This is a genomic window from Salisediminibacterium halotolerans, assembly GCF_003814815.1.
GTDB classification, from domain to species: domain Bacteria; phylum Bacillota; class Bacilli; order Bacillales; family Salisediminibacteriaceae; genus Salisediminibacterium; species Salisediminibacterium halotolerans.
This window is the reverse complement of record NZ_RKQQ01000002.1, coordinates 328264-352380: the sequence shown is the minus strand read 5'-3', so window position 1 is coordinate 352380 and position 24117 is coordinate 328264. Positions and strand designations below refer to the sequence as shown.

General features: G+C 45.9%; 23 protein-coding genes and 1 tRNA gene. 2 read left to right on the top strand and 22 right to left on the bottom strand.

All coding sequences use genetic code 11. The features are described from left to right. Positions 1 to 12 precede the first annotated feature (12 nt). From EDD67_RS04685 to EDD67_RS04665, 5 genes are all read right to left on the bottom strand, one after another. Entirely contained in the window at positions 13 to 981 is a 969-nt protein-coding gene (locus EDD67_RS04685; RefSeq protein WP_121438913.1) for an aromatic acid exporter family protein, read from the bottom strand. 81 nt (positions 982 to 1062) lie between these two features. Then, positions 1063 to 1137 (bottom strand) — tRNA-Arg (locus tag EDD67_RS04680). Between the two features lie 79 nt (positions 1138 to 1216). Then, complete coding sequence (locus EDD67_RS04675) at positions 1217 to 1570, bottom strand: hypothetical protein (RefSeq protein WP_093071638.1); 354 nt, start codon at positions 1568 to 1570, stop codon at positions 1217 to 1219. Positions 1571 to 1667: 97 nt separating this feature from the next. Beyond that, positions 1668 to 2084 carry a BrxA/BrxB family bacilliredoxin gene (locus EDD67_RS04670; RefSeq protein ID WP_093071681.1) on the bottom strand — a complete coding sequence of 139 codons (417 nt, stop codon included), beginning with the start codon at positions 2082 to 2084 and terminating at the stop codon, positions 1668 to 1670. Positions 2085 to 2206: 122 nt separating this feature from the next. Next, on the bottom strand, positions 2207 to 3346 hold the full coding sequence (locus EDD67_RS04665; RefSeq protein WP_121438914.1) for a metal ABC transporter solute-binding protein, Zn/Mn family: 1140 nt from the start codon (positions 3344 to 3346) through the stop codon (positions 2207 to 2209). A 135-nt stretch (positions 3347 to 3481) separates the two neighbouring features. Here EDD67_RS04665 and EDD67_RS14150 point away from each other — a divergent pair, with 135 nt between their 5' ends. After that, on the top strand, positions 3482 to 3604 hold the full coding sequence (locus EDD67_RS14150) for a hypothetical protein (RefSeq protein ID WP_277872107.1): 123 nt from the start codon (positions 3482 to 3484) through the stop codon (positions 3602 to 3604). 116 nt (positions 3605 to 3720) lie between these two features. On the opposite strand, the gene EDD67_RS04660 is transcribed toward EDD67_RS14150, so the two are convergent. From EDD67_RS04660 to EDD67_RS04625, 8 genes are all read right to left on the bottom strand, one after another. After that, on the bottom strand, positions 3721 to 5004 hold the full coding sequence (locus tag EDD67_RS04660) for a dihydrolipoamide acetyltransferase family protein (protein ID WP_121438915.1): 1284 nt from the start codon (positions 5002 to 5004) through the stop codon (positions 3721 to 3723). Between the two features lie 30 nt (positions 5005 to 5034). Continuing rightward, on the bottom strand, positions 5035 to 6018 hold the full coding sequence (locus EDD67_RS04655) for an alpha-ketoacid dehydrogenase subunit beta (RefSeq protein ID WP_093071641.1): 984 nt from the start codon (positions 6016 to 6018) through the stop codon (positions 5035 to 5037). Beyond that, complete coding sequence (locus EDD67_RS04650; protein ID WP_121439168.1) at positions 6015 to 7022, bottom strand: thiamine pyrophosphate-dependent dehydrogenase E1 component subunit alpha; 1008 nt, start codon at positions 7020 to 7022, stop codon at positions 6015 to 6017. The genes EDD67_RS04655 and EDD67_RS04650 overlap by 4 nt, the downstream gene beginning before the upstream one ends. Positions 7023 to 7050: 28 nt before the next feature. Next, a complete protein-coding gene (gene lpdA, locus EDD67_RS04645; RefSeq protein WP_121438916.1) occupies positions 7051 to 8481 on the bottom strand; it encodes a dihydrolipoyl dehydrogenase in 1431 nt (476 codons plus the stop codon). Positions 8482 to 8534: 53 nt separating this feature from the next. Next, positions 8535 to 9632, bottom strand: a complete 1098-nt coding sequence (gene buk, locus EDD67_RS04640; protein WP_121438917.1) for a butyrate kinase — start codon at positions 9630 to 9632, stop codon at positions 8535 to 8537. Positions 9633 to 9666: 34 nt separating this feature from the next. Next, positions 9667 to 10764, bottom strand: a complete 1098-nt coding sequence (locus EDD67_RS04635; RefSeq protein ID WP_093071644.1) for a Leu/Phe/Val dehydrogenase — start codon at positions 10762 to 10764, stop codon at positions 9667 to 9669. 13 nt (positions 10765 to 10777) lie between these two features. Then, positions 10778 to 11704 carry a bifunctional enoyl-CoA hydratase/phosphate acetyltransferase gene (locus tag EDD67_RS04630; protein WP_121438918.1) on the bottom strand — a complete coding sequence of 309 codons (927 nt, stop codon included), beginning with the start codon at positions 11702 to 11704 and terminating at the stop codon, positions 10778 to 10780. Positions 11705 to 11864: 160 nt separating this feature from the next. Beyond that, the gene (locus EDD67_RS04625) at positions 11865 to 13913 is read right to left on the bottom strand and encodes a sigma 54-interacting transcriptional regulator (RefSeq protein ID WP_121438919.1); all 2049 of its coding nucleotides are present in this window, start codon (positions 13911 to 13913) and stop codon (positions 11865 to 11867) included. Between the two features lie 156 nt (positions 13914 to 14069). On the opposite strand from EDD67_RS04625, the gene EDD67_RS04620 reads away from it, so the two are divergent. Next, on the top strand, positions 14070 to 14327 hold the full coding sequence (locus tag EDD67_RS04620; RefSeq protein ID WP_093071647.1) for a DUF2627 domain-containing protein: 258 nt from the start codon (positions 14070 to 14072) through the stop codon (positions 14325 to 14327). Positions 14328 to 14360: 33 nt separating this feature from the next. On the opposite strand, the gene spo0A is transcribed toward EDD67_RS04620, so the two are convergent. The 9 genes from spo0A to xseA form a co-directional block, all read right to left on the bottom strand. Further along, on the bottom strand, positions 14361 to 15155 hold the full coding sequence (gene spo0A / locus EDD67_RS04615; RefSeq protein ID WP_121439169.1) for a sporulation transcription factor Spo0A: 795 nt from the start codon (positions 15153 to 15155) through the stop codon (positions 14361 to 14363). A gap of 89 nt (positions 15156 to 15244) precedes the next feature. Next, positions 15245 to 16993 (bottom strand): DNA repair protein RecN, encoded by a 1749-nt coding sequence (gene recN, locus EDD67_RS04610; RefSeq protein WP_121438920.1) that lies wholly within the window; start codon positions 16991 to 16993, stop codon positions 15245 to 15247. A 39-nt stretch (positions 16994 to 17032) separates the two neighbouring features. Beyond that, positions 17033 to 17482, bottom strand: coding sequence for a transcriptional regulator AhrC/ArgR (gene ahrC / locus EDD67_RS04605; RefSeq protein WP_093071650.1), 450 nt, complete (start codon positions 17480 to 17482; stop codon positions 17033 to 17035). 104 nt (positions 17483 to 17586) lie between these two features. Next, positions 17587 to 18399 (bottom strand): TlyA family RNA methyltransferase, encoded by an 813-nt coding sequence (locus EDD67_RS04600; protein ID WP_121438921.1) that lies wholly within the window; start codon positions 18397 to 18399, stop codon positions 17587 to 17589. A 3-nt stretch (positions 18400 to 18402) separates the two neighbouring features. Then, a complete protein-coding gene (gene dxs / locus EDD67_RS04595; RefSeq protein ID WP_121438922.1) occupies positions 18403 to 20292 on the bottom strand; it encodes a 1-deoxy-D-xylulose-5-phosphate synthase in 1890 nt (629 codons plus the stop codon). Positions 20293 to 20301: 9 nt separating this feature from the next. Then, on the bottom strand, positions 20302 to 20910 hold the full coding sequence (locus EDD67_RS04590; RefSeq protein ID WP_121438923.1) for a CNNM metal transporter family protein: 609 nt from the start codon (positions 20908 to 20910) through the stop codon (positions 20302 to 20304). Positions 20911 to 21624: 714 nt separating this feature from the next. Continuing rightward, complete coding sequence (locus tag EDD67_RS04585) at positions 21625 to 22518, bottom strand: polyprenyl synthetase family protein (RefSeq protein WP_121438924.1); 894 nt, start codon at positions 22516 to 22518, stop codon at positions 21625 to 21627. Continuing rightward, positions 22515 to 22751, bottom strand: coding sequence for an exodeoxyribonuclease VII small subunit (locus EDD67_RS04580; protein WP_093071655.1), 237 nt, complete (start codon positions 22749 to 22751; stop codon positions 22515 to 22517). The genes EDD67_RS04585 and EDD67_RS04580 overlap by 4 nt, the downstream gene beginning before the upstream one ends. Beyond that, complete coding sequence (gene xseA, locus EDD67_RS04575) at positions 22741 to 24117, bottom strand: exodeoxyribonuclease VII large subunit (protein WP_121438925.1); 1377 nt, start codon at positions 24115 to 24117, stop codon at positions 22741 to 22743. The genes EDD67_RS04580 and xseA overlap by 11 nt, the downstream gene beginning before the upstream one ends.

Sequence of the window (24117 nt, the reverse complement as noted above, 5' to 3'; positions counted from 1 at the left end):
CTGCCTGCTCTTTTATTCAAATGCTTTATATTCTTTTTTCGTCCGAAACTGCCGTTTGATTTCTAAATACTGTTCCAGTTCGCGCACAAGCTGCACGAGTGAGGAACGGGCTTCGAACTCTTCTCTCGTCTTTGGCAGGGGCATTTCCCGAAACGTTTCTTTTAAATCATTCAGCTTGTTGATATAAACATACGCTGTATTTTTTGAATGAACCCCTTCAGCTAACTCATCCATAAAATCCGCGAGCATATCAGCTTGTTCGACATGCTTATTAATCGAGGTTAGTAAAGGCATCATTTGTTCGATAATATCGAGTTGCTTTTCGCGCATTTTAAAGTAATGATAATAAAGATCCTCATACCGAAGCAGATGGTCTTCTAAATTTTGAATCGCTGTATTTTTTGCTTTTTTTAAAAGTTCTTCTGCTTGCGTGATTTCTTGGCCGTCCCAACTCGTATCACCGTGGCGGACGTACTTGGCGAATTCTTGAAATATCCGGCGGTAAACATGCTCCAAATCATCCTGCATCCGGTGCAACGCTTTCTCTTTTCCCGGCATATATAAATTCATGACAAAAGCGGTTCCGATACCGATCGTAATCAGTGCCAGTTCGTTTACGATCACTTCCAGGTTAACAAAGCCGAGCGTATAAATATGGAATATAATAACGGCACTCGTCACAATGCCGGATTGAATATTTAAGATTAACGTCGTCGGGATAAATAACAGGATCAAAAGCATGATCGAGAACGGTTGGTAACCGATCAGTTCAAAAAGAACGATTGAATAAGCAATCCCGACAATACAGGCGAAAAACCGTTCACCGGAATTTGAGATCGTTTTTTTGCGCGTCTTTTGAATACAAAGAATCGTTAAAATCCCTGCTGAAGCAAAAAACTCCAGCTCGAGCATTTGCGCGATCGCAACGGCAATGCCGGCACCGATGGCCGTTTTCAACGTACGGTACCCGATTCGAAACACTTCATTCACCTCCCTAAAATGCCGTTTATGTTGAAAAAAGCCTCCAGCATAGCGGCTGGAGGCTTGGTCGTATGTTTAAAATGGCGCGCCCGCCAGGATTCGAACCCGGAACGCGAGAGCCGAAATCTCGTATGATATCCATTTCACCACGGGCGCAAAGAGTGCGGATCATCATCTGCACTATTGCAGTATAACAATCCGCCAAGTAAAAATCAAGCAGAAATTTTCTTTTCGTTTAATGAACTTCTTCTTCAAACATGCTTTCAAAACGTTCGTTCATTTGGTCTTTCGTATACCCTTTTTGTGCTAAGCGGATCGCGAAATTTTCCGCCCAAAGCTTCAAGCGTTTGTGCATTTTTTGATACTTCTTCTTCTCTTTCGGACCTTTCGCTTCCTTGCGCCGCCCGTCCGCGTTCGACATGACGTTTTCAGCAATAAACAGCGCCCGCCAAATATCTTCTTCCTCAAATTCATCAGCATGCTCATTGTAATGCTCAATCACACGTTTATAAAAGTCATCAAACGTTTCAAAGCCGATTTCTTCGTCCATATTTAAATATGTATGAATTTCTTTATAAAGTTCGTACATCCTGCCCACTCCTTCTAGAGGTATCCTGTAAAAAACGGCAACCGAAAGAAATTATAGCATAAAAAAGAAGAGGCTTCCACCTCTTCTTTTACGATTTTTACGATTTAAAAAATTGATCAAATCCCCGCTCAAGTTTTTGCACGACTTCAATCGGTTCATGACCTTCAATTTCATGCCGCTCAATCATCATCTTCAATTCACCGTCTTTAAGTAAGGCGAAGGACGGGGAAGACGGCGGATAATCGGTAAAGTAGCTGCGGGCTTGCGCGGTTGCTTCTTTATCTTGGCCGGCAAATACCGTGACAAATTTATCCGCCTGCACTTCGTAATTCTTCATGTAAGCAGCTGACGGACGCGCTATTCCTCCGGCACAGCCGCAAACAGAATTAACCAGGACGAGCGCTGTCCCCTTTTCTTGCAATACTTCATCGACTTCAGCAGCTGTTGTCAGCTGTTGATAGCCTGCTTCTTCCATATCATTTCGTGCCGATTGAACGACATCATTCATAAACATTTGAAATTCCACAGACAGACATCCTTTCTTCGTAGAGTTAAACCCATTTTACACTGTTTTGAGCTTGGATACCAACCCTAACGCAGAAATCGCTGTTTGCAGACGATGAATTTTTTTACTGTTTATTCAAAAGCTGTTTCAAGTGTCTCGATATTTTCGCGCATGAGGCTGAAATAATCTTCGTTATTCTCCGCATCTTCTTCCGTCAAAGTTTCAAGATTATGGAGCCAGAGTTCTTCAGCATCCGTCTCATCCATAACGGTTTCGGCTACTTCCGTAGGAATGTTTTGCTCAAACATAACATGATTAATATCATGGTCTTCCATGTAGTCAATTGTTTCTTCCAATTGCTGTATTGAAGGTTCATTCGTCGGCGACAGGCCGGCAATACCGAGTTGATCAATTCCGTACCGATCTTCCCAATATCCGTAACCGGCATGCGATACGACAATTGTTCCGCCCCCGGTTTCATCAATTAATTGTTTAAATTCACTATCAAGATCCTCGAGTTCTTCCTGAAGAGCTGAGAAATTTTCTTCGAACGTTTCTTCTTCTTCCGGCATTAAGTCGACCAATTCATCTTTAATTTTTTCGGCATAATCAATTGAACGGATCGGGTCAAGCCACACGTGCGGATCATGTTCGCCGTGGCTGTGATCGTCGTCGTGATTATGTTCGTCATCATGATCATGGTCGTGATTGTTCTCATCGTCATGGTCATGGTTGTGATTGTTCTCGTCGTCATGATCATGGTTGTGATTGTTCTCGTCGTCATGATCATGGTTGTGATTGTTCTCGTCGTCATGGTCATGGTCGTGACCGTCTCCCGTTTCAATACCGTGACTGAAATCGATCAAATCCACGGCAGCTGTCGCCTCTATTGCGCGAACGTCCTCACCTCTGACAGCATCTTCTATGCTGTCCGCATATCCTTCAAATTCAGCGCCGTTGTAGACAAACAAATCAGCTTCGGCCACCTCGATCATTTGATTGGCTGTCGGTTCAAACGTATGAGCGTCGGCACCGAGCGGCACAAGGTTTTCGACCTGAACATGCTCTCCGCCGATTTTTTCAGTAAAGAATTCAGCTGCATAAAGCGTTGTTTTCACTTTCAGCTCATCTTCTGCTGCCTCGTTCTGTTGATTTTGTTCATTTTGTTCATTACCGGTTTCTTCATTTTCTGAACCGTTATCAGTACCGCAAGCTGCCAGCATTGTTGCTGTACTTAGCAAAATTGCGGTGGACATTTTTGTGCGTTTCATGTTTAAAGCCCCTTTCATGATGATGTCTATGAGTACATGAAGGATTATATCGTAACCGTTTCGATTTGTAAACCGTAATTATTACGAAAAAACATACCGAATTTCTTTCGGCATGTGCAGAGTGTTGACAAAGTCATGATATCATTAGATGTCCTATTAAAAGGAACGGATGACGACGCATTGTCCGGCTTCTTTCACATGAAGGTATCACTGCGACATCGGCTCAAAAAGACTTCGCCGTGGCTTACGTCTAAATGATAGTTTCTCGACGAGGCTGGGACAAAAGGTTTCTTGTAGAAGATAAAAAAATGGCTCTCACATCAGTGAGGGCCATTCTAAATTACTGGGTTTTGTCCCAGCCTCGTTTTGAACTCTTATAGAGAAAGTGTATCATCGTTCATATTTTCTAACGTTTGTTTAATGTGATTCATAAATTTACCGCTGATCAAACCGTCCAGTACGCGATGGTCTAACGACATACAAAGATTGACCATGTGCCTAACAGCGATCGCATCCTCGTCCATCACAACCGGCCGTTTTACAATTGATTCCACCGACAAGATCGCTGCTTGCGGCGTGTTAATGATCGGCTGCGACTGAACAGACCCGAATGATCCGGTGTTGTTCAGTGTAAACGTGCCGCCTTGCATATCCTCTTGTTTTAAGCGGTTATGCTGCACATCCGCTGTTAAACGGTTCATCGACCGAGCCAACCCGCGCACGCTTTTCTCTTCGGCGTTTTTAATCACCGGAACAAAGAGCTCGTTCTCGGTCGCAACGGCCATCGATAAATGAACATCTTTATACCGATAAATGCGGTCTCCGCCCCATCGGGCGTTGACTTCCGGATAAGCTTTTAACGCCTCGACAACTGCTTTCATGAAAAAAGGCAGAAACGTCAGTTTAATTCCCTCTTTTTCAAAGAAGTCAGCCTTCATTTTTTCACGGTAGCGCACGAGATCGGTCACATCCGCTTCGATCATCATCCAAGCGTGCGGGGCGTCATGTTTTGCTTGCACCATGTTATCAGCGATTGCTTTGCGCACACCGGAGACCGGGATTTCTTCATAGCGGCCGCTGTCTGAAGACACGGATGTTTCAGCCGGTTCGGCCGCAAAAGCGTGCTCATTATTGACAGCGGCGCTTTTTTGTTTTGTTTCCGCGCCAGAGGACTTGTGTCCGCCGGCAATGACGGACTGAACGTCTTTTCTCGTGATGCGGCCTCCGCGGCCGGAACCGCTTATATCAGCCAAGTTTAAACTGTGCTCTTGAGCAAGCTTTAATACAGCCGGTGAATAACGTGTTTTTTCACTTTGCGTATCCGCAGGTTCTCCTCCTGTTTCTCCGCCTGTTTGACCGCCTGTTTTCTCAGCTTGATCAGGCGGTACAGTCTGATCTTCTTCAGCCTCTGACCCTTCGCTTTCAAGGATCATCGTCATAATAATGTCGCCGACGGCAACCGTATCATCTTCTTCCGCTTTTAACGCTTCAACCGTGCCGGCATACGATGAAGGGACTTCTGCATTCACTTTATCGGTCATGACTTCTGCGATCGGATCGTATTTATTTACGTAATCACCGGGCTTAACAAGCCATCTCGTAATCGTTCCCTCGGTTACGCTCTCACCGAGCTGAGGCATCGTTATCTCTGTTGCCATTTGAAGACCTCCTCCGTTTTACAATCGCTCTTAAAATTCCGCTAAGTCGCGCATCGCCTCTGTAACTTTTTCCGTATTCATCATAAACGCTTTTTCAAGCGGCGGTGCATACGGCATCGACGGCGCATCAGGACCGGCAAGGCGGCGTATCGGAGCATCCATCTCGAACAAGCAGTGCTCAGAGATGATCGCACTGACTTCGCTCATAATACTTCCCTCTTTATTGTCTTCCGTAAAAAGAAGCACCTTGCCTGTTTTCTGTGCCGCTTCAATAATCGCCTGTTGATCGAGCGGATATACCGTTCGAAGGTCCAAAATATGCGCGCTGTGCCCTTCTTTTTCAAGCTGATCTGCTGCTTGTTCTGCGAAATGAGTGCACAGACCGTAAGTAATAACAGTAATGTCGTCGCCTTCGCGTTTTACTGCCGCTTCGCCGATCGGAATTGTATACTCCGGGTCTTCCGGAACATCTGTTTTCAAAAGCCGATACGCTTTTTTATGTTCAAAAAATAATACCGGATCATTCGAGCGGATCGCTGATTTTAACAAACCTTTTGCTTCATGAGGCGTTGACGGAATCACGATTTTAAGTCCCGGCGTACCGGCAAACAGTGATTCGACAGATTGAGAATGATAAAGGGCTCCATGAACCCCGCCGCCGAAAGGTGCTCGAATCGTTATCGGACAGTGCCAATCGTTGTTTGAGCGGTAGCGGATTTTCGCCGCTTCAGAGACGATTTGATTCACCGCAGGCATAATAAAATCGGCAAATTGCATCTCAGCTACTGGGCGTTTGCCGTACATCGCCGCTCCGATCGCGACACCGGCAATCGCCGACTCAGCAAGCGGGGTGTCAATCACTCGATCTTCGCCGTATGCTTCGTACAATCCATTGGTCGCACGGAAAACACCGCCGCGTTTTCCGACATCTTCACCTAACACGAAAACTTGCGGATCGCGGGCCATTTCTTCATTCATGGCTAAAGTGATCGCATCAATATAAGACATGATCATTGCGCCGATTCCTCCTTTTCGTAGACGTAGTCCAATATCGTTCCAGGATCAGCATACGGCGCTTTCTCCGCTTCTTCGGTCGCTGCATCAATGACACGGCGAATTTTACTGCGCATCGTTTCTTCTTTCTCATCTGTCAAAATACCGTTTTCGCGCAAGTAGGCGCCAAACGTATGAATAGAATCGATTTTTTTCGCAGCTTCTACTTCCTCTTTCGAGCGGTATGTGCTGTCATCATCATCGCTGGAGTGCGGCGTCAGCCGATAGGATACTGTTTCAATTAACGAAGGACCGCCGCCGTTGAGCGCACGGGTGCGCGCATTCGCAACCGCTTCATAAACAGCTACCGGGTCGTTCCCGTCAACTGTTTCTCCGTGAATGCCGTATGCTTTTGCCCGCTCCGATACATGCTCCACATTCAACTGCTTTTCCTGCGGGACAGATATAGCATACTTGTTGTTTTCGACCATAAATATTACTGGAAGGCTGTGCACACTGGCAAAATTGATGCCTTCATGAAAATCCCCTTGGTTCGATGAGCCTTCACCGAAGGTCGTGAATGCGACCAATTCTTCGCCGTCCATTTGTGCTCCGAGAGCGATCCCGGCAGCATGCGGGACCTGGGTCGTTACCGGCGAGGAGCCGGTAACGATTCGGTTTTTCTTCTTCCCGAAATGCCCGGGCATTTGCCGACCGCCTGAGTTTGGATCGTTTTCCCGTGCAAATGCGCTCATCATTAAATCTTCGGCAGTCATCCCGAAGTGCAAAACGATTCCTAAGTCGCGGTAATAAGGAAGCGCGTAATCTTTCGTAACGTCCAAAGCCATCGACGCTCCTACTTGAGACGCCTCTTGGCCTTGACACGAGATAACAAAAGGAATTTTCCCCGCCCGGTTTAACAGCCACATGCGTTCGTCGATCATTCGCGCCTCGAGCATTGTTTCATACATTTGCAAAACACCTTCATCTGATAAACCCGCTTCATGATGATAATTTTTCGACATTACAGATACCTCGCTTTCCTGGTTAACTTTATCCGCCATGAACAGCTTTCCCGTCGACAGCTAATGCAGCTTCACCGATCGCTTCTGAGAGGCTCGGATGCGGATGGACCGTTTCTGCCACTTCCCAATCTGCTGCATCTAAAAGTTTCGCTAATGCAGCTTCAGAGATCATATCCGTCACATGCGGTCCGATCATATGGACACCGAGCAAATCTCTCGTTTCTTCATCGGAGACGAATTTAACAAACCCGGACGTGTCGCCCAATACCAGCGCCTTTCCAATCGCCTTAAATGAAAAGGTCCCGGTTTTAACTTGATAGCCGGCATTGACGGCAGCTTTTTCCGTTAAACCGACACTCGCCGCTTCCGGCGAAGAGTATACACATTTGGCAATCATTTCTTCTTTGATTGGCCGGGGATTCAATCCGGCCATATGTTCAACAGCCGTGATACCTTCATGCGAAGCAGCGTGCGCCAGCTGCAAACCGCCGACTGCATCGCCGGCAGCATATATATGAGCTTCTTTCGTTTGACCAAATTCGTTTACTGCAATCACACCGTCGGCGGTTTTTATATCGGTATTTTCTAAACCGATGTCCGTCAAATTGGCTTGCCGGCCGACAGATATTAACAGTTTTTCAGAACTGATCCGGTGCGGTTCACCTTGTTTCTCATACGTAACTGTTACACCGTCCTCAGATGTTTCTGTATTCTCAGCTGAAACGGACGCTGACGTCACTATGCGTACACCCTTTTTCTTCAAGGCCCGCCGCATTTCAGCAGCAATCTCTTCATCTTCTCCCGGAAGAATGCGTTCAGCATATTCAACGACTGTCACGTCAACCTCAAAGTCGGCAAGCATCGAAGCCCATTCGACTCCGATCACACCGCCGCCGACAATCGTGATCGAAGCGGGAAGGTCCGCCATTTCCAACGCCCCGTCGGATGAAAGAATTGTTGTTTCATCAAGCTCCAGACCTTTAAGCGTTTTCGGCCGGCTGCCTGTGGCGATCAACACATTCGTCGGCAAAAGCATATCATTCTCTTTTGTATCATCATCATATTCAACAGATATCGTTCCGGCACTGGGAGAGAATATTGACGGACCGAGTATGCGTCCTGTGCCGTAATAAACATCTATGCCGCCTTTTTTCATCAAATGCTGGACACCGCTGTATAATTGCTCAACAATTTGCTCTTTTCTTGCTTGCACTTGCTGATAATTTAATTGAAAGGAATCAATATCGACTCCAAAGCCGCTGGCACTTTTTACAGTTTGGTACACTTCGGCGCTGCGAAGCAACGATTTGCTCGGAATGCAGCCGTGATGCAAACACGTGCCGCCGAGCTTGCCTTTTTCTATAACCGCCACGTTCATCCCTAATTGTGACGCCCGCACTGCCGCAACATAGCCGCCTGTACCTGCACCTAGTATGACCAGGTCATATTCTAAAGCCATCAAATACCTCCTCTTTACGTGCTGGTTAACAGAAATTGAACCTTTCCGCTCGGTCACTCACCCGTGTAGACGCGTGCTGCTTCTTTTCCCTCTAATACCCGCAGCGCCCCTTCGGACAAGGCTTGCATTTCATTTTCACCAGGTTTTATGACCACGTCTGTAATCCATTGTACACGAGATGAAATAGCTTGCACAAACCCTTTTCCATAAGCAAGCCCTCCCGTAATAATAATCGCATCGATCTTCCCGGACAAAACCGCCGCCTGGGCAGCAATCTCTTTGGCAACTTGATACCCCATCGCCTCATAAATCACTTTCGCCCGCTCATCACCATTGGCAATCCGCTCTTCTACTTCTAATGCATCATTCGTGCCTAAATAACCGGCAAGCCCGCCATTCCCGACAATTTTTTTCATAATTTCATCGGCATAGTAGTCACCGGAAAAACATAATGAAACGAGATCCCCGGCCGGAACGGTGCCTGCTCTCTCTGGTGAAAAGGGACCTTCGCCGTGCAAGCCGTTGTTCACATCGATGACACGCCCGTATTTATGCGAACCGACCGTAATGCCGCCGCCTAAATGAGCTACAATCAACCTGGATGACTCGTAAGACCCGCCCCGCTCAGCTGCTACTTTTCGGGCAACCGCTTTTTGATTAAGGGCATGAAAAATACTTTTCCGTTCCATGCCGGCAAAACCGGATACACGGGCAAGCTCTTCAAGTTCATCGACGACGACCGGATCAACAATAAACGAAGGAATATTAAGCTGGCTGGCAATTTCGTAAGCCAGAATCGCGCCTAAATTCGACGCGTGTTCTCCGTTAACAGCCGATTTCAGATCGTTCAACATCGTTTCGTTTACACTGTATGTGCCGCCTTCAATCGGCTGAAGCAGACCGCCTCGACCGACGACAGCCGACAGTTTAGATAAATTCACGCCGCTTTCTTCAAGGAGTGACATGATCATATCCTTTCGGAAGGCGTATTGCTCAATAATTGTCGGATATTTCCGCAACGTTTGCCGGTCATGCCGGATCGTTTCTTCAAATAATTCGCGTCCTCCAATATAAACCGCGATTTTAGTCGATGTTGATCCGGGATTAATTGCTAACAACCGATAACTTCCGTTCACATTGATTCCCTCCATGTTTCGGTCAGCTTGTTTAATGTGCAGTCCGTTTTTAACGTCCGCGGCTCAGAATATTCATGCCGTTTCCCAGAAACTGGCGGCGCGACTTTCGCATCGTTTCGATCCGCTCTTCCGCCATGCGATCGGCTGCCTGAAACGATGGTATTTGATCGCGCTTTGCGATCTCAAAGATTTTTGAAATATTATCGTAAATCGTTTCAACTTTTTTCAACGCACGGTCGCGATTATATCCGAGCAATTCATCTGACACATTGATGACGCCGCCGGAATTAATCACATAATCCGGTGCGTAGACAAGCCCGTATTCTTCTAGCATGTGCCCGTGCCTGCTCTCTTTCAACTGATTGTTTGCCGCGCCGGCGATGACTTTTGCTTTCAGTTTCGGGATCGTCTCATCGTTAATCGTTGCGCCGAGAGCACAAGGAGAGTAAATATCGGCGTCGGCCTCATAAATGTCTTCGATATCAATCGCCTTTGCGCCGAATGCTTCCACAGCCCGGTTGACTGCCTCTTTATGAATATCTGTTACAATCAGTTTCGCTCCTTCTTCATGCAAGTGACGGCAAAGTTTAAACGAAACATTTCCGACACCTTGTACGGCCACGGTTTTTCCTTCGAGAGAATCATCACCGAACGCCTCTTTGGCAGCAGCTTTCATTCCGACGTATACACCGTAAGCCGTCACAGGTGACGGATCACCAGAAGAGCCGAATGCCTGCGAGATACCGGTAACATAGTCAGTTTCCGAATAAACGAGATCCATATCCCCAACTGTTATGCCGACGTCTTCCGCTGTAATATAGCGGCCGTTCAACCCTTGTATAAAACGGCCGAATGCCCTAAACATTGCTTCATTTTTGTCTTTTTGCGGGTCGCCGATAATAACCGTTTTCCCGCCGCCCAAGTTTAATCCGGCAGCCGCGTTTTTATACGTCATCCCTTTTGCAAGACGAAGGGCATCTTCAAATGCTTCTGCTTCGCTGTTATAAGTCCACATTCGCGTTCCGCCGAGGGCCGGTCCGAGTGTCGTATCATGAATGGCAATAATCGCTTTCAAACCGGATTCTTTATCTTGACAGACCACCGTTTGCTCGTAATCATACATCTCCATGTACTTAAATAATTCCATTTAAATCTCCTCCTCAGTTATCATCATTCTCGTTATTTTTCACAGCGCTTAATCCTAACAATAAAGAAAAGAGCTTGCTTTCAACCGTATCTGTTCGGGATGTCAACACAACCGGAGCTGCCGCACCTGCCAATATCCCTCCGACGGTCGCACCGCCAAAATACGTCAACGATTTATACAATACATTCGCCGTTTCAATCTCCGGAGCAATCAATATATCCGCTTTTCCGGCAACAGCTGAACTGATATTTTTTTTCGCGGCCGCTGTCTCTGAAACAGCATTGTCAAAACCGAGCGGGCCGTCCACCTCACATTTTCCCAGCTGTCCCCGACTGCTCATCTGAGCCAAAGCGGCGGCATCCAACGTTGCCTGCATCGACGGGTTCACTGTTTCAACGGCAGCAAGTACAGCAATTTTCGGTTTTTCGATCCCGATTTTATGCACAGTATTGGCTGCATTTTCTACAATTTGTTTTTTTTCGCTTAAATCCGGTGCGATATTCATCGCTGAATCGCTTAAATACAACAGCGCATCACGCCCGGGCAAAGAAAAAGCAGCCAAGTGAGACAAAATATTGCCGGTGCGCAAACCGTCTTCTTTACTTAAAACAGATTTTAACAGCGTCCCTGTATCGATCATCCCTTTCATGAGCACAGAAGCATTTTTGCCGCGAACATCACGAACAGCTGCAGATCCCGCCGCACCCGAATCTTCTTCGGGAAAAAACGATGCATACTCACTCTCAGAAAATGAAAAATTTGCTTCTGCTACTGCTTTTTTCATCCGCTCTTCTGTTCCGTGAAAATGAAAGCGGCACACGTTCATCTTAATCGCTTCTTCCGCCATTTCAAACAGAGAGGCGTCAGAAGCGTCGGCGACCGCTACTGTCGGAGTGTAATCAGGCAGTTGCAAAGAACTGTTTAAGTCATGCCAATTCATAAAATTCTCTCCCTTGTGTAATAAACATTGCTTTACTATATAGTAATGCAAGAAACGTGCCAAGGATGAAACGCTTTCACCCGGACCGCTCCCTTTTCTTACTATGAACCGATGTGCATGCCACGCAATATCTTGCAGGCAAAATCGTGCAGAGAAGGAATCAAGTCAGTTTTTCCAATCTGTAATACAACGAGCGTATTGAGATCCCTAGCTGAGCTGCCGCTTTTGTTTTATTATCACCATTCTCTTTAATCGCTTGCAAAATAGCTTTTCTCTCCGTCTCGCGGATAACCTCTTGCAGCGTCTTCTTATCAATACTCAGTGCGTCCGCTGCTGAAGATCCCTCGGTACCGCGTTTTTGCAACGGCGGGATATCTTTTTCCGTAATGATCCGGCTTGAATACAACATATGGATCATCGCTCTTCCCAAGACGTTTTCTAATTCGCGGACATTTCCCGGCCAGGAATAGCGGCGAAGTTCTTCATAAGCCCCGGTTGAAAGTTCTTTTACATTCCGCCCGTATTCTTGATTCAGTTTTGTAATGATGTATTCAGTCAGCACCGGCAAATCATCAATCCGATCACTTAAAGAAGGAAGGGTAATCGGCAGACGGTTTAAGCGATAGTATAAATCTTCCCGGAACATTTTCTCTGATATTTTATTTTCAATATTAACATTCGTTGCTGCGATGACGCGGACGTTGATTGATACAGGCTCCGTTCCTCCAACGCGGACAATTTCCTGTTCTTGCAGAACACGGAGCAATTTGGCTTGCATCTTTGCTGATAATTCGCCAATCTCATCAAGAAAAATGCTCCCCTTGTCAGCTTCTTCAAACAACCCTTTTTTTCCTCCGCGTTTCGCGCCGGAAAATGCACCGTCTTCATAACCGAACAATTCACTTTCCAGTAAATTTTCTGACAGCGAGGCACAATTGACCCGGATAAATTTAAAATATTTCCGCGGACTTTCGTTATGTATCGCATGGGCGAACAATTCTTTCCCAGTTCCGGATTCACCGCGTAAAAGTATCGTTGCCGGGGTGGCCGCAGCAGCTTTTGCTTGATCAATCGCGCTTTTAAGCACTTGAGATTCGCCGATAATATCCTCAAAGCGGTATTGTGCTTCAAGAGTGCGAATGATTTGTTTTGCTCTTTCTAATTCGTGCGTTAAAGCTTCTAATTCTGAAACATCGTGAATAACCCCGACACTTCCTTGAATCTCATTGTCTACAATAACCGGAGCAACATTCACCACGACGTCTTTCTTTTGCGGACCGACTTTCATTCTCACCCCGCGGACAGACGTTTTCCTCTCAAGCACGTGCATGTGCATACTTTTTCCTTCGGATATATCCGCCGTTGCCGGTTTACCGATCACATCGCTCTCACTCAAACCGGTCAAGCGGGTGTAAGCCGGATTGATCATTAATCCGCTGCCGTTTTTATCGACGACCGAGATGGCATCATCAGAACTGTGAATAATGGCTTCGAGCATTGTCTGAATACTCTTTAAGTTCGTCACTTCTTCAGCCATCTGCTTAATTTCGGTAATATCTTGAAATACGGCGAGAGCACCGGTTAAATTACCGCTCTTGTATAAAGGAATCCGGGTGGTTATAATTTTCCTCCCGTTATCGAGCGTTTGCTCGCGATTCGCATCCATCGTTTCAGTGGCTAAAACATCTTTTAATCGGCTGGACGGAATAACGTCATTAACCGGCAAACCAACTGCATCAGTGAACGTTAAATCAGTCATTTCTTCTGCCCGTCTATTCATCAATTTAACTGTTCCCCGTTCATCGATCGCGATCATTCCGTCATGAGTCGATTGCAAAATGTTTTCCATTTCCGCGTGCTGATCTTCAATCTTTGCTAACAGGGCTCTTTTTTCATCGATTAATTGAACAAGAATCGAAGCCGCCGCTCCCGGTATCAGCGTAATCTGTTGATGTTGGGCGAAACTTTTCAAAGATTCGCCCGTTTGGCGGTCACCGGTGACATCAATAATGACGTCCGCTGCATGCCTTTTCACCGCATCCTTCCAATTACTGTATACGGGAACTCCTTTCTTTTCTGCTTTTTTCCGCCCGGGGCTTTTTTCATCAATATCGACGACCGCGCTGATTTCTAACTCCTTAGAAACAAAAATCATCTCAAACAACGCCACCCCGCCGCTGCCGCCTCCCACAATAATTAATTTTTTCATCGGTCTCCCCCTTCGTTAACCGTGCAATATTTTTCATTACCTGCTTTTTACTATACACGGTAAAAAGGACAAAATCGAGATGAAGTTTGCCGCCCTCGACTTTTTAGATTGATTTCGATAAAATATAATCAGCATTCAGTGAAAAGAGGATTAACTATGACATCTCAGCGTTTCATTGCCTTAATCGTGTTATTAATTCCGATCTTCACAGCGGGATACGGGATTAAACAAATGCGGGATACCCTGTTTCAAATTATCAATTGGCCCTACCCTTCCGGATATATACAGTTTCTCGCAGGATTGGCCGCGTTTTTGATCGGCGTTTGGTTCATTGGCGGCTTCCTCTTATACAGAGACCGAAAGAATAAAAAAGTATCCGTTCAATTTGAAAAAACGGCATCGAAATCACGATAAAAAGCGCACAGTCCCTGAGACTGTGCGCTTTGTTTAGATACTTTGTTCAAACCGCAGTTTATCGGCAAGCATGGCGACAAATTCACTGTTTGTCGGCTTAGCTTTCGATTTGTTGATCGTTTGGTTAAACATGTTTGAAAGTGTGTCGACGTCACCTCTGTTCCAAGCAACTTCAATTGCATGGCGGATCGCGCGCTCGACTCTGCTTGCCGTCGTATCATGTTTCTCCGCTACACGGGGATATAATACTTTCGTAATTTTCGAGAGGACATCGACGTCTTCATAAACAATCGATATTGCATCCCGCAAGTATTGATACCCTTTAATATGCGCAGGGACACCAATTTCTTGAAGCAATTTCGATATGTTTTGATCTAGTGTTAATCGACGCGGCGCAGCTTGATGAGACGAAAAAGAACTTTGATTGAAACCTGTGCTGTTTATTGACGTTTTCGCTGCAGAGACATCGCGGATTTTATTAATTAATGCATCCATATCAAACGGTTTCAGCAAATAATAGGCAGCTCCAAGTTCAACCGCGCGTTTTGTGACATCTTCTTGACCGAATGCCGTCAGCATGATTACTTCGGGACGTTTATTTGCCGGCATCGAATTGACTTTTTCTAATACTGCAATACCGTCTAAATGAGGCATAATAATATCCAATATCAGCACATCCGGTTCTGTTTCTTCAACAATAGTCAAACACTCTTCGCCGTTATACGCCTCACTGATTAAGTCCATATCATTTTGTTCCCGAATATATTGATTGATTAATTGTATAAGTTCTTTATTATCATCAGCGATTGCAACTTTTACATTTGCCACGCATCTCTCCCCGCTTTCCTCACACAATTGATATTTTGTTTCATTCACAGCCATTATAGCATACCTTCGAACGATTAAACGTCAGATCATCAGTCACGTTGGAAGCTTTCATTTTTCATCGCCGATGCTTGCTCGATCAGCTCTTCTGCATGCTTTCGCGTCAAGTCTGTAATTTCCACTCCCGAAATCATCCGGCCGATTTCTTCGCTTTTTTCCGCTTGATTAAGCGGATTTACCGTTGTTGTCGTCCGGTCGTCTGCATCACCTTTGGCAATGAATAAGTGCGTATCTGCCATCGCTGCGACTTGAGGCAAATGCGTAATGCACAACACTTGTGAAGCCGTCGAGATATGATGAATCTTCTCCGCTATCGCTTGAGCGATCCGGCCGCTTACGCCCGTATCAACCTCGTCAAATATCAATGATGTTACCCCTTCGTGACGTGATAAAATCGATTTCAATGCAAGAATCATCCGCGAGATCTCCCCGCCCGAAGCCACTTTTGCCAGGGGTTTTAACGGTTCACCCTTATTCGTCGCAACTTGAAATGAAATTTCATCAATTCCGTCTTTATGAAACGGCGAGTCATTCAATAAAGCTTGACTCGATGTATCGATGGATACTTCATCGTTAAAAGAAACCCTGAACACTGTATCTTTCATATACAAATCCTGAAGCTGCTCCTCGATCGCCGCTTCAAGCCTCTTAGCTTCACGCTTGCGAATTTCACGCAAATGCTGCCCTTCTACCTTCAAGTCTTCTGCGATGGACGATAATTCGCTTTCCCATTCATGAAGCCTTTGCTCCCGGTTTTCAAGGGTGTCGATCTCCTCTTCGATCGAAGCGGCATATTCTAGAATATCTTTAACAGAGGAGCCGTATTTCCGTTTCAACTCGTGAATTTCACTGAGTCTCGCCTCGATCATTTCTAAACGCTCGGCATCAAATTCAATTGATTCGGCATAATCGCGTAAAGAAAACGCCCCCTCTTCCAGTATGTAATAATTGCTGGAGATTGATTCGCTCAATGTTTTTAAGCCGGGATCAATCGCTTCTGCTTCTGAGAGCTGATTGACGGCCGCCATGATCCATTCCAAGCCTTTTCCGTCCCCGTACAGCGCTTCGTAAGCGCCCTCAACAGACCGAAAAAGATCTTCACTATTGTCAAGCCGCTGCTTTTCTTCCGTTAACCTGTCGTCTTCCTCCGGTTCCAGTTTAGCAGAAGTGATTTCGTCATATTGATAACGAATTAAATCGAGACGCTGCGCATTTTGCTGTTCATTTTCAGCCAGCTTTTTAAGCTGGTCTTTTTTCTGCTTAAACGAACGGTACAAACGATCGTATTCTTTTTTCGGTCCATTGATTTCCTCTTCGGCAAAACGGTCTAAAAACATGAGATGCTTGTCTGCTTGAAGCAATCGTTGATGCTCATGTTGCCCGTGTATATCGACTAATGTTTGACCGATTTCCCGCAAGACGCCAAGCGTCGTTAATTTGCCGTTTACCCGGCAGATACTTTTCCCTTGATTTGTCAGCTCCCGGCGTAAAATCAGCGAATTTTCTTCGGGATCTTGCGGGATTCCCAAATCTTCCAGAAGTTGTGTGAGCTGCGGAGATATTTCCGTATTTATGCTGAACAGCCCTTCTATTTCAGCCCGTTTGCTTCCGTGCCGGACATAATCGGCAGATCCCCGTCCGCCGATTAATTGACCGATTGCATCAATCACAATCGATTTTCCGGCACCCGTCTCCCCGGTCAGCACCGTTAATCCGTCTTCAAATGAGATTGTCGTTTCATCAATTATGGCAAAATCACGAATCGATAATTCGATCAACAAAACAAAACACCCCAGTCTTTTATCCTGATAAACCGTGCATTAAAGCATGTCCAAAAAGCGGCGGGTAATGATTTCTGCATCTTCATCTGAACGGAGAATAACTAAGATGGTGTCATCTCCGCAAATGTTGCCCATGACTTCTTCCCATTCCAGATTATCAATTAACGCTCCCACCGCATTAGCATTGCCGGGCAGTGTTTTCATCACGATCATGTTCTTCGTATAATCGATGCTGATAAAGCAATCGACGAGTGTCCGCTTTAATTTTTGCAGCGGGTTAAAACGTTGGTCGGACGGAAGACTGTATTTATACCTGCCATCCATCATAGGCACTTTAACGAGATGGAGTTCTTTGATGTCACGGCTGACAGTTGCTTGCGTAACATTGTAGCCAGCATTTTGGAGCTGCTCAACCAGTTCATCTTGCGTTTCCACTTCTTGATTGCCGATAATATCACGTATTTTTATATGACGCTGTCCTTTAGTCACAATATATTCCCTCCGTAATCATTTTCCCTCGTCTATTATACTAGATGATTTATATTTATACAATCAGGAGCGAATAATTATTCATAAAAGAGCATAAATTCATGTCACTGGACTGTTTTTTCATGGGCATCATGAACGCATGCTGCAATTTTTTCTGCCGGAAACATCGAGGATCGGTCGTTATTTTTGCGTAAATGAACCAAAAATTCAATATTTCCTCCTGAGCCTCTGATTGGTGAATCTGTTAAACCTAAAACCGTAAAACCAGCGCTTTCGCTGAATCTGATCGTCTCCTCAAGCACTTTTTCATGAACAGACGGAAGACGCACGATTCCGTTTTTGCCGACTTCTTCTTTGCCTGCTTCGAATTGCGGTTTGATAAGAGCGATAACGTCTCCCTCAGCTGATAATATTTTGTATAAAACAGGAAGCAGAAGTTTGAGCGAAATAAACGAGACATCAATTGTTGCAAGATCGGGCATTCCCTCTGTAAAATCTTCCTTTGTACAGTACCGGAAGTTCGTTCGCTCCATGACAATTACCCGCTCGTCTTGACGCAGCTTCCAAGCCAACTGATTGTAACCGACATCGAGCGCATACACTTTAGCTGCTCCGTTTTGGAGCGCGACATCGGTAAAACCGCCGGTTGAAGCGCCGATATCGAGCATGATCTTATCACGGAGCAAAAAATTAAATTGTTCATAAGCTTCCGCCAGTTTAAATCCCCCACGTCCAACGTAGGGGATCTCTTCACCTTTTACGCTCAATAATGCCTCTTCCGAAACTTTCGTCCCGGGTTTATCAATCCGTTCGCCGTCTGCCAAGATTAAGCCTGCCATAATTGAACGTTTCGCTTTTTCTCTTGATTCAAAAAGCCCTTTTAATACAAGCAGTGTGTCAATCCGTTCTTTTTTCATAACTTATGCCTCGCGTTGTTTTTCTGGAATTTCATATTTCACTCGCTCAACAATACCTTCAGGAGTCAGATCGATTTCTTGAAGCAAATCTCCCACGCCGCCGTGCTCAATGTAACGATCAGGAATTCCCATCCGATCAACATGGACACCGTGAAGCCCCTGTTCATGATAATATTCTAAGACTGCACTGCCGAAACCGCCCAGCAAAGCGTGTTCCTCGATCGTTAACACGAAACGTTTCGATGCAGCAATTTCTTTTAGTTTTTCCCCGTCAAGCGGTTTGATTGACCGGGCGTTAACAACTTCAGCAGAAATTCCTTGCTCTTGAAGCAAATCAGCCGCTTGTTCAGCTACTGGAATCATTGTGCCAAAAGCCAACAGCGTTATATCTTTCCCGTCTTTTAACGTCTCCCATTTCCCGATCGGAAGGGTTTTAAGTTCTTGGTCCATCTCTGCTCCTGTACCGCCGCCGCGCGGATAACGGATCGCGATCGGGCCGTTGTCGTGCTTATAAGCTGTGTACAATAAATGCTGCATTTCATTTTCATCTTTTGGCTGCATAATTGTCATGTTCGGCAACGCGCGCAAATAGGTAATATCAAAAACACCTTGGTGCGTCTCGCCGTCTGCACCGACAAGGCCGGCCCGGTCAATGGCAAAAAATACATTCAAATTTTGCCGGCAGACGTCGTGAATCACTTGGTCATAACCGCGCTGTAAAAATGTCGAATAGACCGCAAATACAGGTTTCATCCCTTGAGTTGCCAGTCCTGCAGACATCGTTGTTGCATGCTGCTCAGCAATGCCGACATCATACATTCTGTCCGGAAATTCTTGCGCGAATTTATCGAGGCCGCTCCCGCCGGGCATAGCCGGGGTTACGGCAACCAAACGGTCGTCGCTGCGGGCGATCGTTTTTAACGTTTCAGCAAATACACCGCTGTAACTCGGCGGACCAGGTTTCTTAACAACTTCGCCCGATTCAATTTTATAAGGCCCTAAACCGTGCCACGTACCTTTATCATCATTCTCAGCAGGAGCATATCCCTTACCTTTTTTTGTCACAACATGAACAATGACCGGACCTTTTGTCTTTTTAGCATAAGAAATGTTTGTTTTTAAATCGTCTAAATCGTGCCCGTCTACAGGTCCCAAGTACGTAAAACCGAGCTCTTCAAAAAACATTCCGGACACAAGCAAATATTTCATACTGTCTTTGACCCGCTCTGCCGTAGCAGCCAAGCGTCCTCCAAAAGCCGGGATTTTTTTGATCAGCATTTCTAAATCATCTTTAGCGCGCTGATATTTGCCGGCAGTTCTCATACGGCCCAGCATGCTGTGCATCGCCCCGACGTTTGGAGCAATAGACATTTCGTTATCGTTTAAAATGACCGTTAAATCCGTCTGTTCATGGCCGATATGGTTGAGCGCTTCCAAAGCCATCCCGCCGGTCAAAGCACCGTCGCCGATAATCGGTAATACCGATTCATCTCCGCCTTTTAAATCGCGGGCTAAAGCCATTCCCATCGCTCCGGATAAGGAAGTCGAACTGTGACCGGTTTCCCAAACATCGTGAATACTTTCATTTCTCTTCGGAAAACCGCAGAGACCTTGATATTTTCGTAGCGTATCAAATTTTTCCGCTCTTCCGGTTAATATTTTATGAACATACGCCTGATGACCGACATCCCAAAGAAATTTATCTTTCGGACTGTCGTACAGCTGATGCAATACAAGCGTCAGTTCAACAACACCTAAATTCGGCCCGAGGTGCCCGCCTGTCTCAGATAAATTTTCTATCAAAAATCGGCGGATATCGCCTGCAAGGTCTTCCAGATCATGGTTGCTGCAATCTTTCAGAAATGACGGATCATTGATGTTGAGCAAGTCCAAGAAAAACCCTCACTTTCTCTTTGTAGTCTTAGCTTTTTTCTGCTTTTTGTCCTTGAAAATGGTTACCCTCAATTTTACCTCTAAAAAATAAAATAATCTACCCACATGAAAGATGATTTCCGTGGAATATTGCATCGCCAGCGTTTTTCCCACCGACTTGCCGCCTACAGTTAACGCCGCAACGACACTCGTAAAGAGAACCGACAGGGCGAATTGGACAGTCGATCCCTCATCATAGCCGAGCTGCATCGCCATATGCAAGACGACATACGCGCTGGCTGTACCGCTGATAACCCCGGCGATGTCGCCGATTACATCATTGGTAAAGTTCGCGAAACGATCAGCATTCCTCGTGATTTGAACCGCCTGCTTCGCTCCCGGGAGCCGTTCTGCCGCCATGGCGTGAAAGGGTTTTTCTCTCGCCGCTGCTGCTGCGACACCGACCGTATCTGAAAACACCCCGAGAAAAACGATCAGGAAAACGATAATCATACCGATGCCCCAATGCACACCGCTGAGCATCATCGTTGATATAACTGAAAAAGCAGCTGCTAAAAACAATGTCACAAGAGCGATCAGCATGCTGTAGTTTAATGATTTTTTTAACGATTTCAACATATTCATCAACGTCTTTCTATGTAAAAATTCTATATGTTTTAAAAAAATATTTCCTAAATGAAAAAGTGCCTTTTAAAAGGCACTTTCGCTCTGATGAGTGGTCAGACAGAAGGTAAAGACTGCGCCTTAGGTCCAGTTGGTTTTCCCAGGCGGAGACCGATGCGTCGCCGCACCGGCGGTTTCCCTTTACCCCCGCCTCGGCGATGTCGCCATTCGCCGGACTGGATTACCACTTAGAACGCACTATAATCCCTTTTGCCTGTTTTACAAACAGTCTAGGAATTTTCTTCGGCAGTTCCGGCCACTCTCTATCCTCTTTTGCAGAGATGATTTCATACTTCCGGGAAAACCGAAAATAATCCCCTCATACTCCACTCAAGGCAGGCTACGCTGCTCACAAGTCTCCCACAACTTGCAAAACAGGTTCATACCCTTGCACACCGCTTGCCGGTCAGCTCACAGCATGCAAGGGCCTCCACGGTGCAGGGTTCACGCCTACATGCCATTGTAGATCGCCCTACGACCTTTACTCCCAGTAATGACCCAAGGCTGGGCGCCTCAAGCCAGAACTAGAAACTTCATCGATGTGCCCTTTAGCGGATTTTTAGGCCCGCTTTCGAGAGTGAAGAACCGACTAGAATACTGCACCACTCATCATTATAAGTATATCATGACTTCTAATGCATTAACAATTATCCAGCCCGGTCGTTACGCTTATGATTTGCGGTAACCGATGTAGTCAGTCAGCCCTTTGAGCAGTTCCGGCTCCATCGATAATTGTGCCAGGCAGCGTTTAGCTTCCTGAAGGTGAAAATGTAATTTATCCTGAGCTGCTTTGACTCCGAGTATTTGCGGATACGTGCTTTTTTCATTCATTTCATCACTTCCGACCGGTTTTCCGAGTTCAGCTTCATCGCCTTCAACATCCAAGAGATCATCCTTAATTTGAAAAGCAAGACCCAAATGTTTCCCGAAAATACTCAGCGCTTCTTTGTCTTTTTGTTCAGCATTTGCAATCACCGCACCGCTTTCTAATGCAACACTGAGCAAATCGCCGGTCTTTCGGTGGTGAATCCATTCTAATTCATCGATAGTTAAGCTTTTTCCTTCGCTTTCCATATCAAGCAATTGTCCATAGATCATCCCGGACGGGCCGGCGGCTCGCGCGATGAGTTCGACAGTTGACATTTTTTGCTCCGGCAATAAGTCTTGATTATCTGTCAGCAGCTGAAAGCTTGCTGTCAAAAGAGCATCGCCGGCCAAAATCGCCGCTGCTTCGCCAAACACTTTGTGATTCGTCGGCTTGCCGCGGCGTAAGTCATCATTATCCATTGCCGGCAAGTCATCATGGATCAGCGAATACGTATGAATCATTTCGATCGCTGCTGCTGTCCGATACCCCTTTTGCAAGGGGATCCCATAGCCTTTCAGAACAGCCAGCAACAAGATCGGTCTTATCCGCTTGCCGCCGGCATTAAGTGAATAAACCATGCTTTCTTGAACGGTGGAAGGCGCAGCGGTCCCGCGTGCATATTCCAAAAGCAGCTGATCAAGCGCTTTTTTTTGTTCGGATAGAAATTGCTGTACACCTGCAGGATCGTTTGTCATGATTCAACCTCATCTGTGTTAAAATTCGACAGTTCACCGTCTTCTGACAATACTTCCGCCATTTGTTTTTCAACATGCTGCAGACGCTCGTGACATTCTTTTGAGCGTTTCATGCCTTCTTGAAACATCGTGATCGCTTCTTCAAGAGGCACATCACCTTGTTCAAGCTTTTTAACAACTGCCTCTAATTCTTTTAATGATTGCTCAAATGTGCGATTTTCTTCATCTGTCATCGTTGTCACTCCTTAAACCGAGTCGATTCGCTGATTCGCGTTGATAAACACGGCAATAAAGCTGGCCGTCTTGCACTTCAATCCGGATATTTGAATTATCGGGCGCTGCACTGGTTGATTTAACCAGCTCGTTATTGTCATTGTAAACAAGACTGTAACCGCGCTCCATTAATTTAAGCGGACTTAAAAGATCAAGCTTCGACATTTGCATCGCAAGCAGGTGTTTTTTTTCTTTAAGATGATCGTTGATTTGGCGCTGCAAATTTTCTTGATTTCGAATTAAACGGTCACGCTCTTCTTGAATTTTTGCAGCCGGATGAAGCTGCTGCAAACGCTTGTCGAACTGAAGCAGCCGCTCGTTTTCTGCTGATACTGTCCGTTTGACCTCCCGCACGAGCGTTTCATACAACCGGTCTAAATCCTGCTCTTTTTGCTCAATGAGCTGCTTTGGATACCTGAATGCATAAGCAGAAGAAAGGGTATTCAATCGCTCTTTTCCTGTTTCCAACTGAGATGTCATTGCCCTTTTTAACCTTTCGGTCCGGTCATATAAGAACTGTGTCAATTCTTCTTTGCTCGGCACGGCAAGCTCCGCTGCTGCGGTGGGTGTCGGTGCACGCAAATCTGCGACAAAATCACTGATCGTTACGTCCGATTCATGACCGACAGCAGAAATAACCGGCACAGAAGAAGTATAGATCGCATCGGCGACAGCTTCTTCGTTAAATGCCCACAGCTCCTCTAAAGAGCCCCCGCCGCGCCCTGTAATAATGACATCGAAGCGGCCGGCGCTGTTCGCTTGATGAATCGCATTGGCAATTGATGAAACCGCGGCTTCACCTTGAACAGCGACCGGAAGAAGCGTCACTTTTGCGAGCGGATACCTTCTCGTCAGCGTTGTAATAATGTCGCGGACTGCCGCTCCTGTCGGTGAAGTGATAACAGCAATCGAAGCGGGCATTTTCGGAATCGCCTTTTTATGTTCTTCTAGAAAATACCCTTTCTTTTCGAGTTTCTCTTTCAATTTTTCATAAGCTAAATAAAGGTTGCCGATCCCGTCCGGCTGCATTTCTTTCACGTACAGCTGGTACTGACCGTAAGGCTCATAGACGGATACACTGCCGCGGACGAGAACATTCATCCCGTCTTCTGGACGGAATTTCATGTAGCGGTTATTACCGGCGAACATGACGGAAGAGACACGGGCTTTTCCGTCCTTTAATGTAAAATACATGTGACCGCGGCTGTGGTGTTTAAAATTTGAAATTTCGGCCCGGAGCCAGACGTTTTGTAAAGATGTCTCCGTATCCAATAAATATTTAACCTTATAATTCAGTTGTGATACTGTCCAAAAATCAGGGGTCAT

Coding starts and splice junctions, on each gene's coding strand:
- EDD67_RS04580 (WP_093071655.1), bottom strand. CDS start 22,751: ATGACAGATGAAGAAAATCGCACATTTGAGCAATCATTAAAAGAATTA.
- xseA (WP_121438925.1), bottom strand. CDS start 24,117: ATGACCCCTGATTTTTGGACAGTATCACAACTGAATTATAAGGTTAAA.
- EDD67_RS04625 (WP_121438919.1), bottom strand. CDS start 13,913: ATGAAAAAATTAATTATTGTGGGAGGCGGCAGCGGCGGGGTGGCGTTG.
- EDD67_RS04675 (WP_093071638.1), bottom strand. CDS start 1,570: ATGTACGAACTTTATAAAGAAATTCATACATATTTAAATATGGACGAA.
- EDD67_RS04620 (WP_093071647.1), top strand. CDS start 14,070: ATGACATCTCAGCGTTTCATTGCCTTAATCGTGTTATTAATTCCGATC.
- EDD67_RS04660 (WP_121438915.1), bottom strand. CDS start 5,004: ATGGCAACAGAGATAACGATGCCTCAGCTCGGTGAGAGCGTAACCGAG.
- EDD67_RS04635 (WP_093071644.1), bottom strand. CDS start 10,764: ATGGAATTATTTAAGTACATGGAGATGTATGATTACGAGCAAACGGTG.
- EDD67_RS04630 (WP_121438918.1), bottom strand. CDS start 11,704: ATGAATTGGCATGACTTAAACAGTTCTTTGCAACTGCCTGATTACACT.
- EDD67_RS04670 (WP_093071681.1), bottom strand. CDS start 2,084: ATGTTTATGAATGATGTCGTTCAATCGGCACGAAATGATATGGAAGAA.
- lpdA (WP_121438916.1), bottom strand. CDS start 8,481: ATGGCTTTAGAATATGACCTGGTCATACTAGGTGCAGGTACAGGCGGC.
- EDD67_RS14150 (WP_277872107.1), top strand. CDS start 3,482: ATGATATCATTAGATGTCCTATTAAAAGGAACGGATGACGACGCATTG.
- EDD67_RS04655 (WP_093071641.1), bottom strand. CDS start 6,018: ATGATCATGTCTTATATTGATGCGATCACTTTAGCCATGAATGAAGAA.
- EDD67_RS04650 (WP_121439168.1), bottom strand. CDS start 7,022: ATGTCGAAAAATTATCATCATGAAGCGGGTTTATCAGATGAAGGTGTT.
- buk (WP_121438917.1), bottom strand. CDS start 9,632: ATGGAGGGAATCAATGTGAACGGAAGTTATCGGTTGTTAGCAATTAAT.
- EDD67_RS04600 (WP_121438921.1), bottom strand. CDS start 18,399: ATGAAAAAAGAACGGATTGACACACTGCTTGTATTAAAAGGGCTTTTT.
- EDD67_RS04585 (WP_121438924.1), bottom strand. CDS start 22,518: ATGACAAACGATCCTGCAGGTGTACAGCAATTTCTATCCGAACAAAAA.
- EDD67_RS04665 (WP_121438914.1), bottom strand. CDS start 3,346: ATGAAACGCACAAAAATGTCCACCGCAATTTTGCTAAGTACAGCAACA.
- EDD67_RS04590 (WP_121438923.1), bottom strand. CDS start 20,910: ATGTTGAAATCGTTAAAAAAATCATTAAACTACAGCATGCTGATCGCT.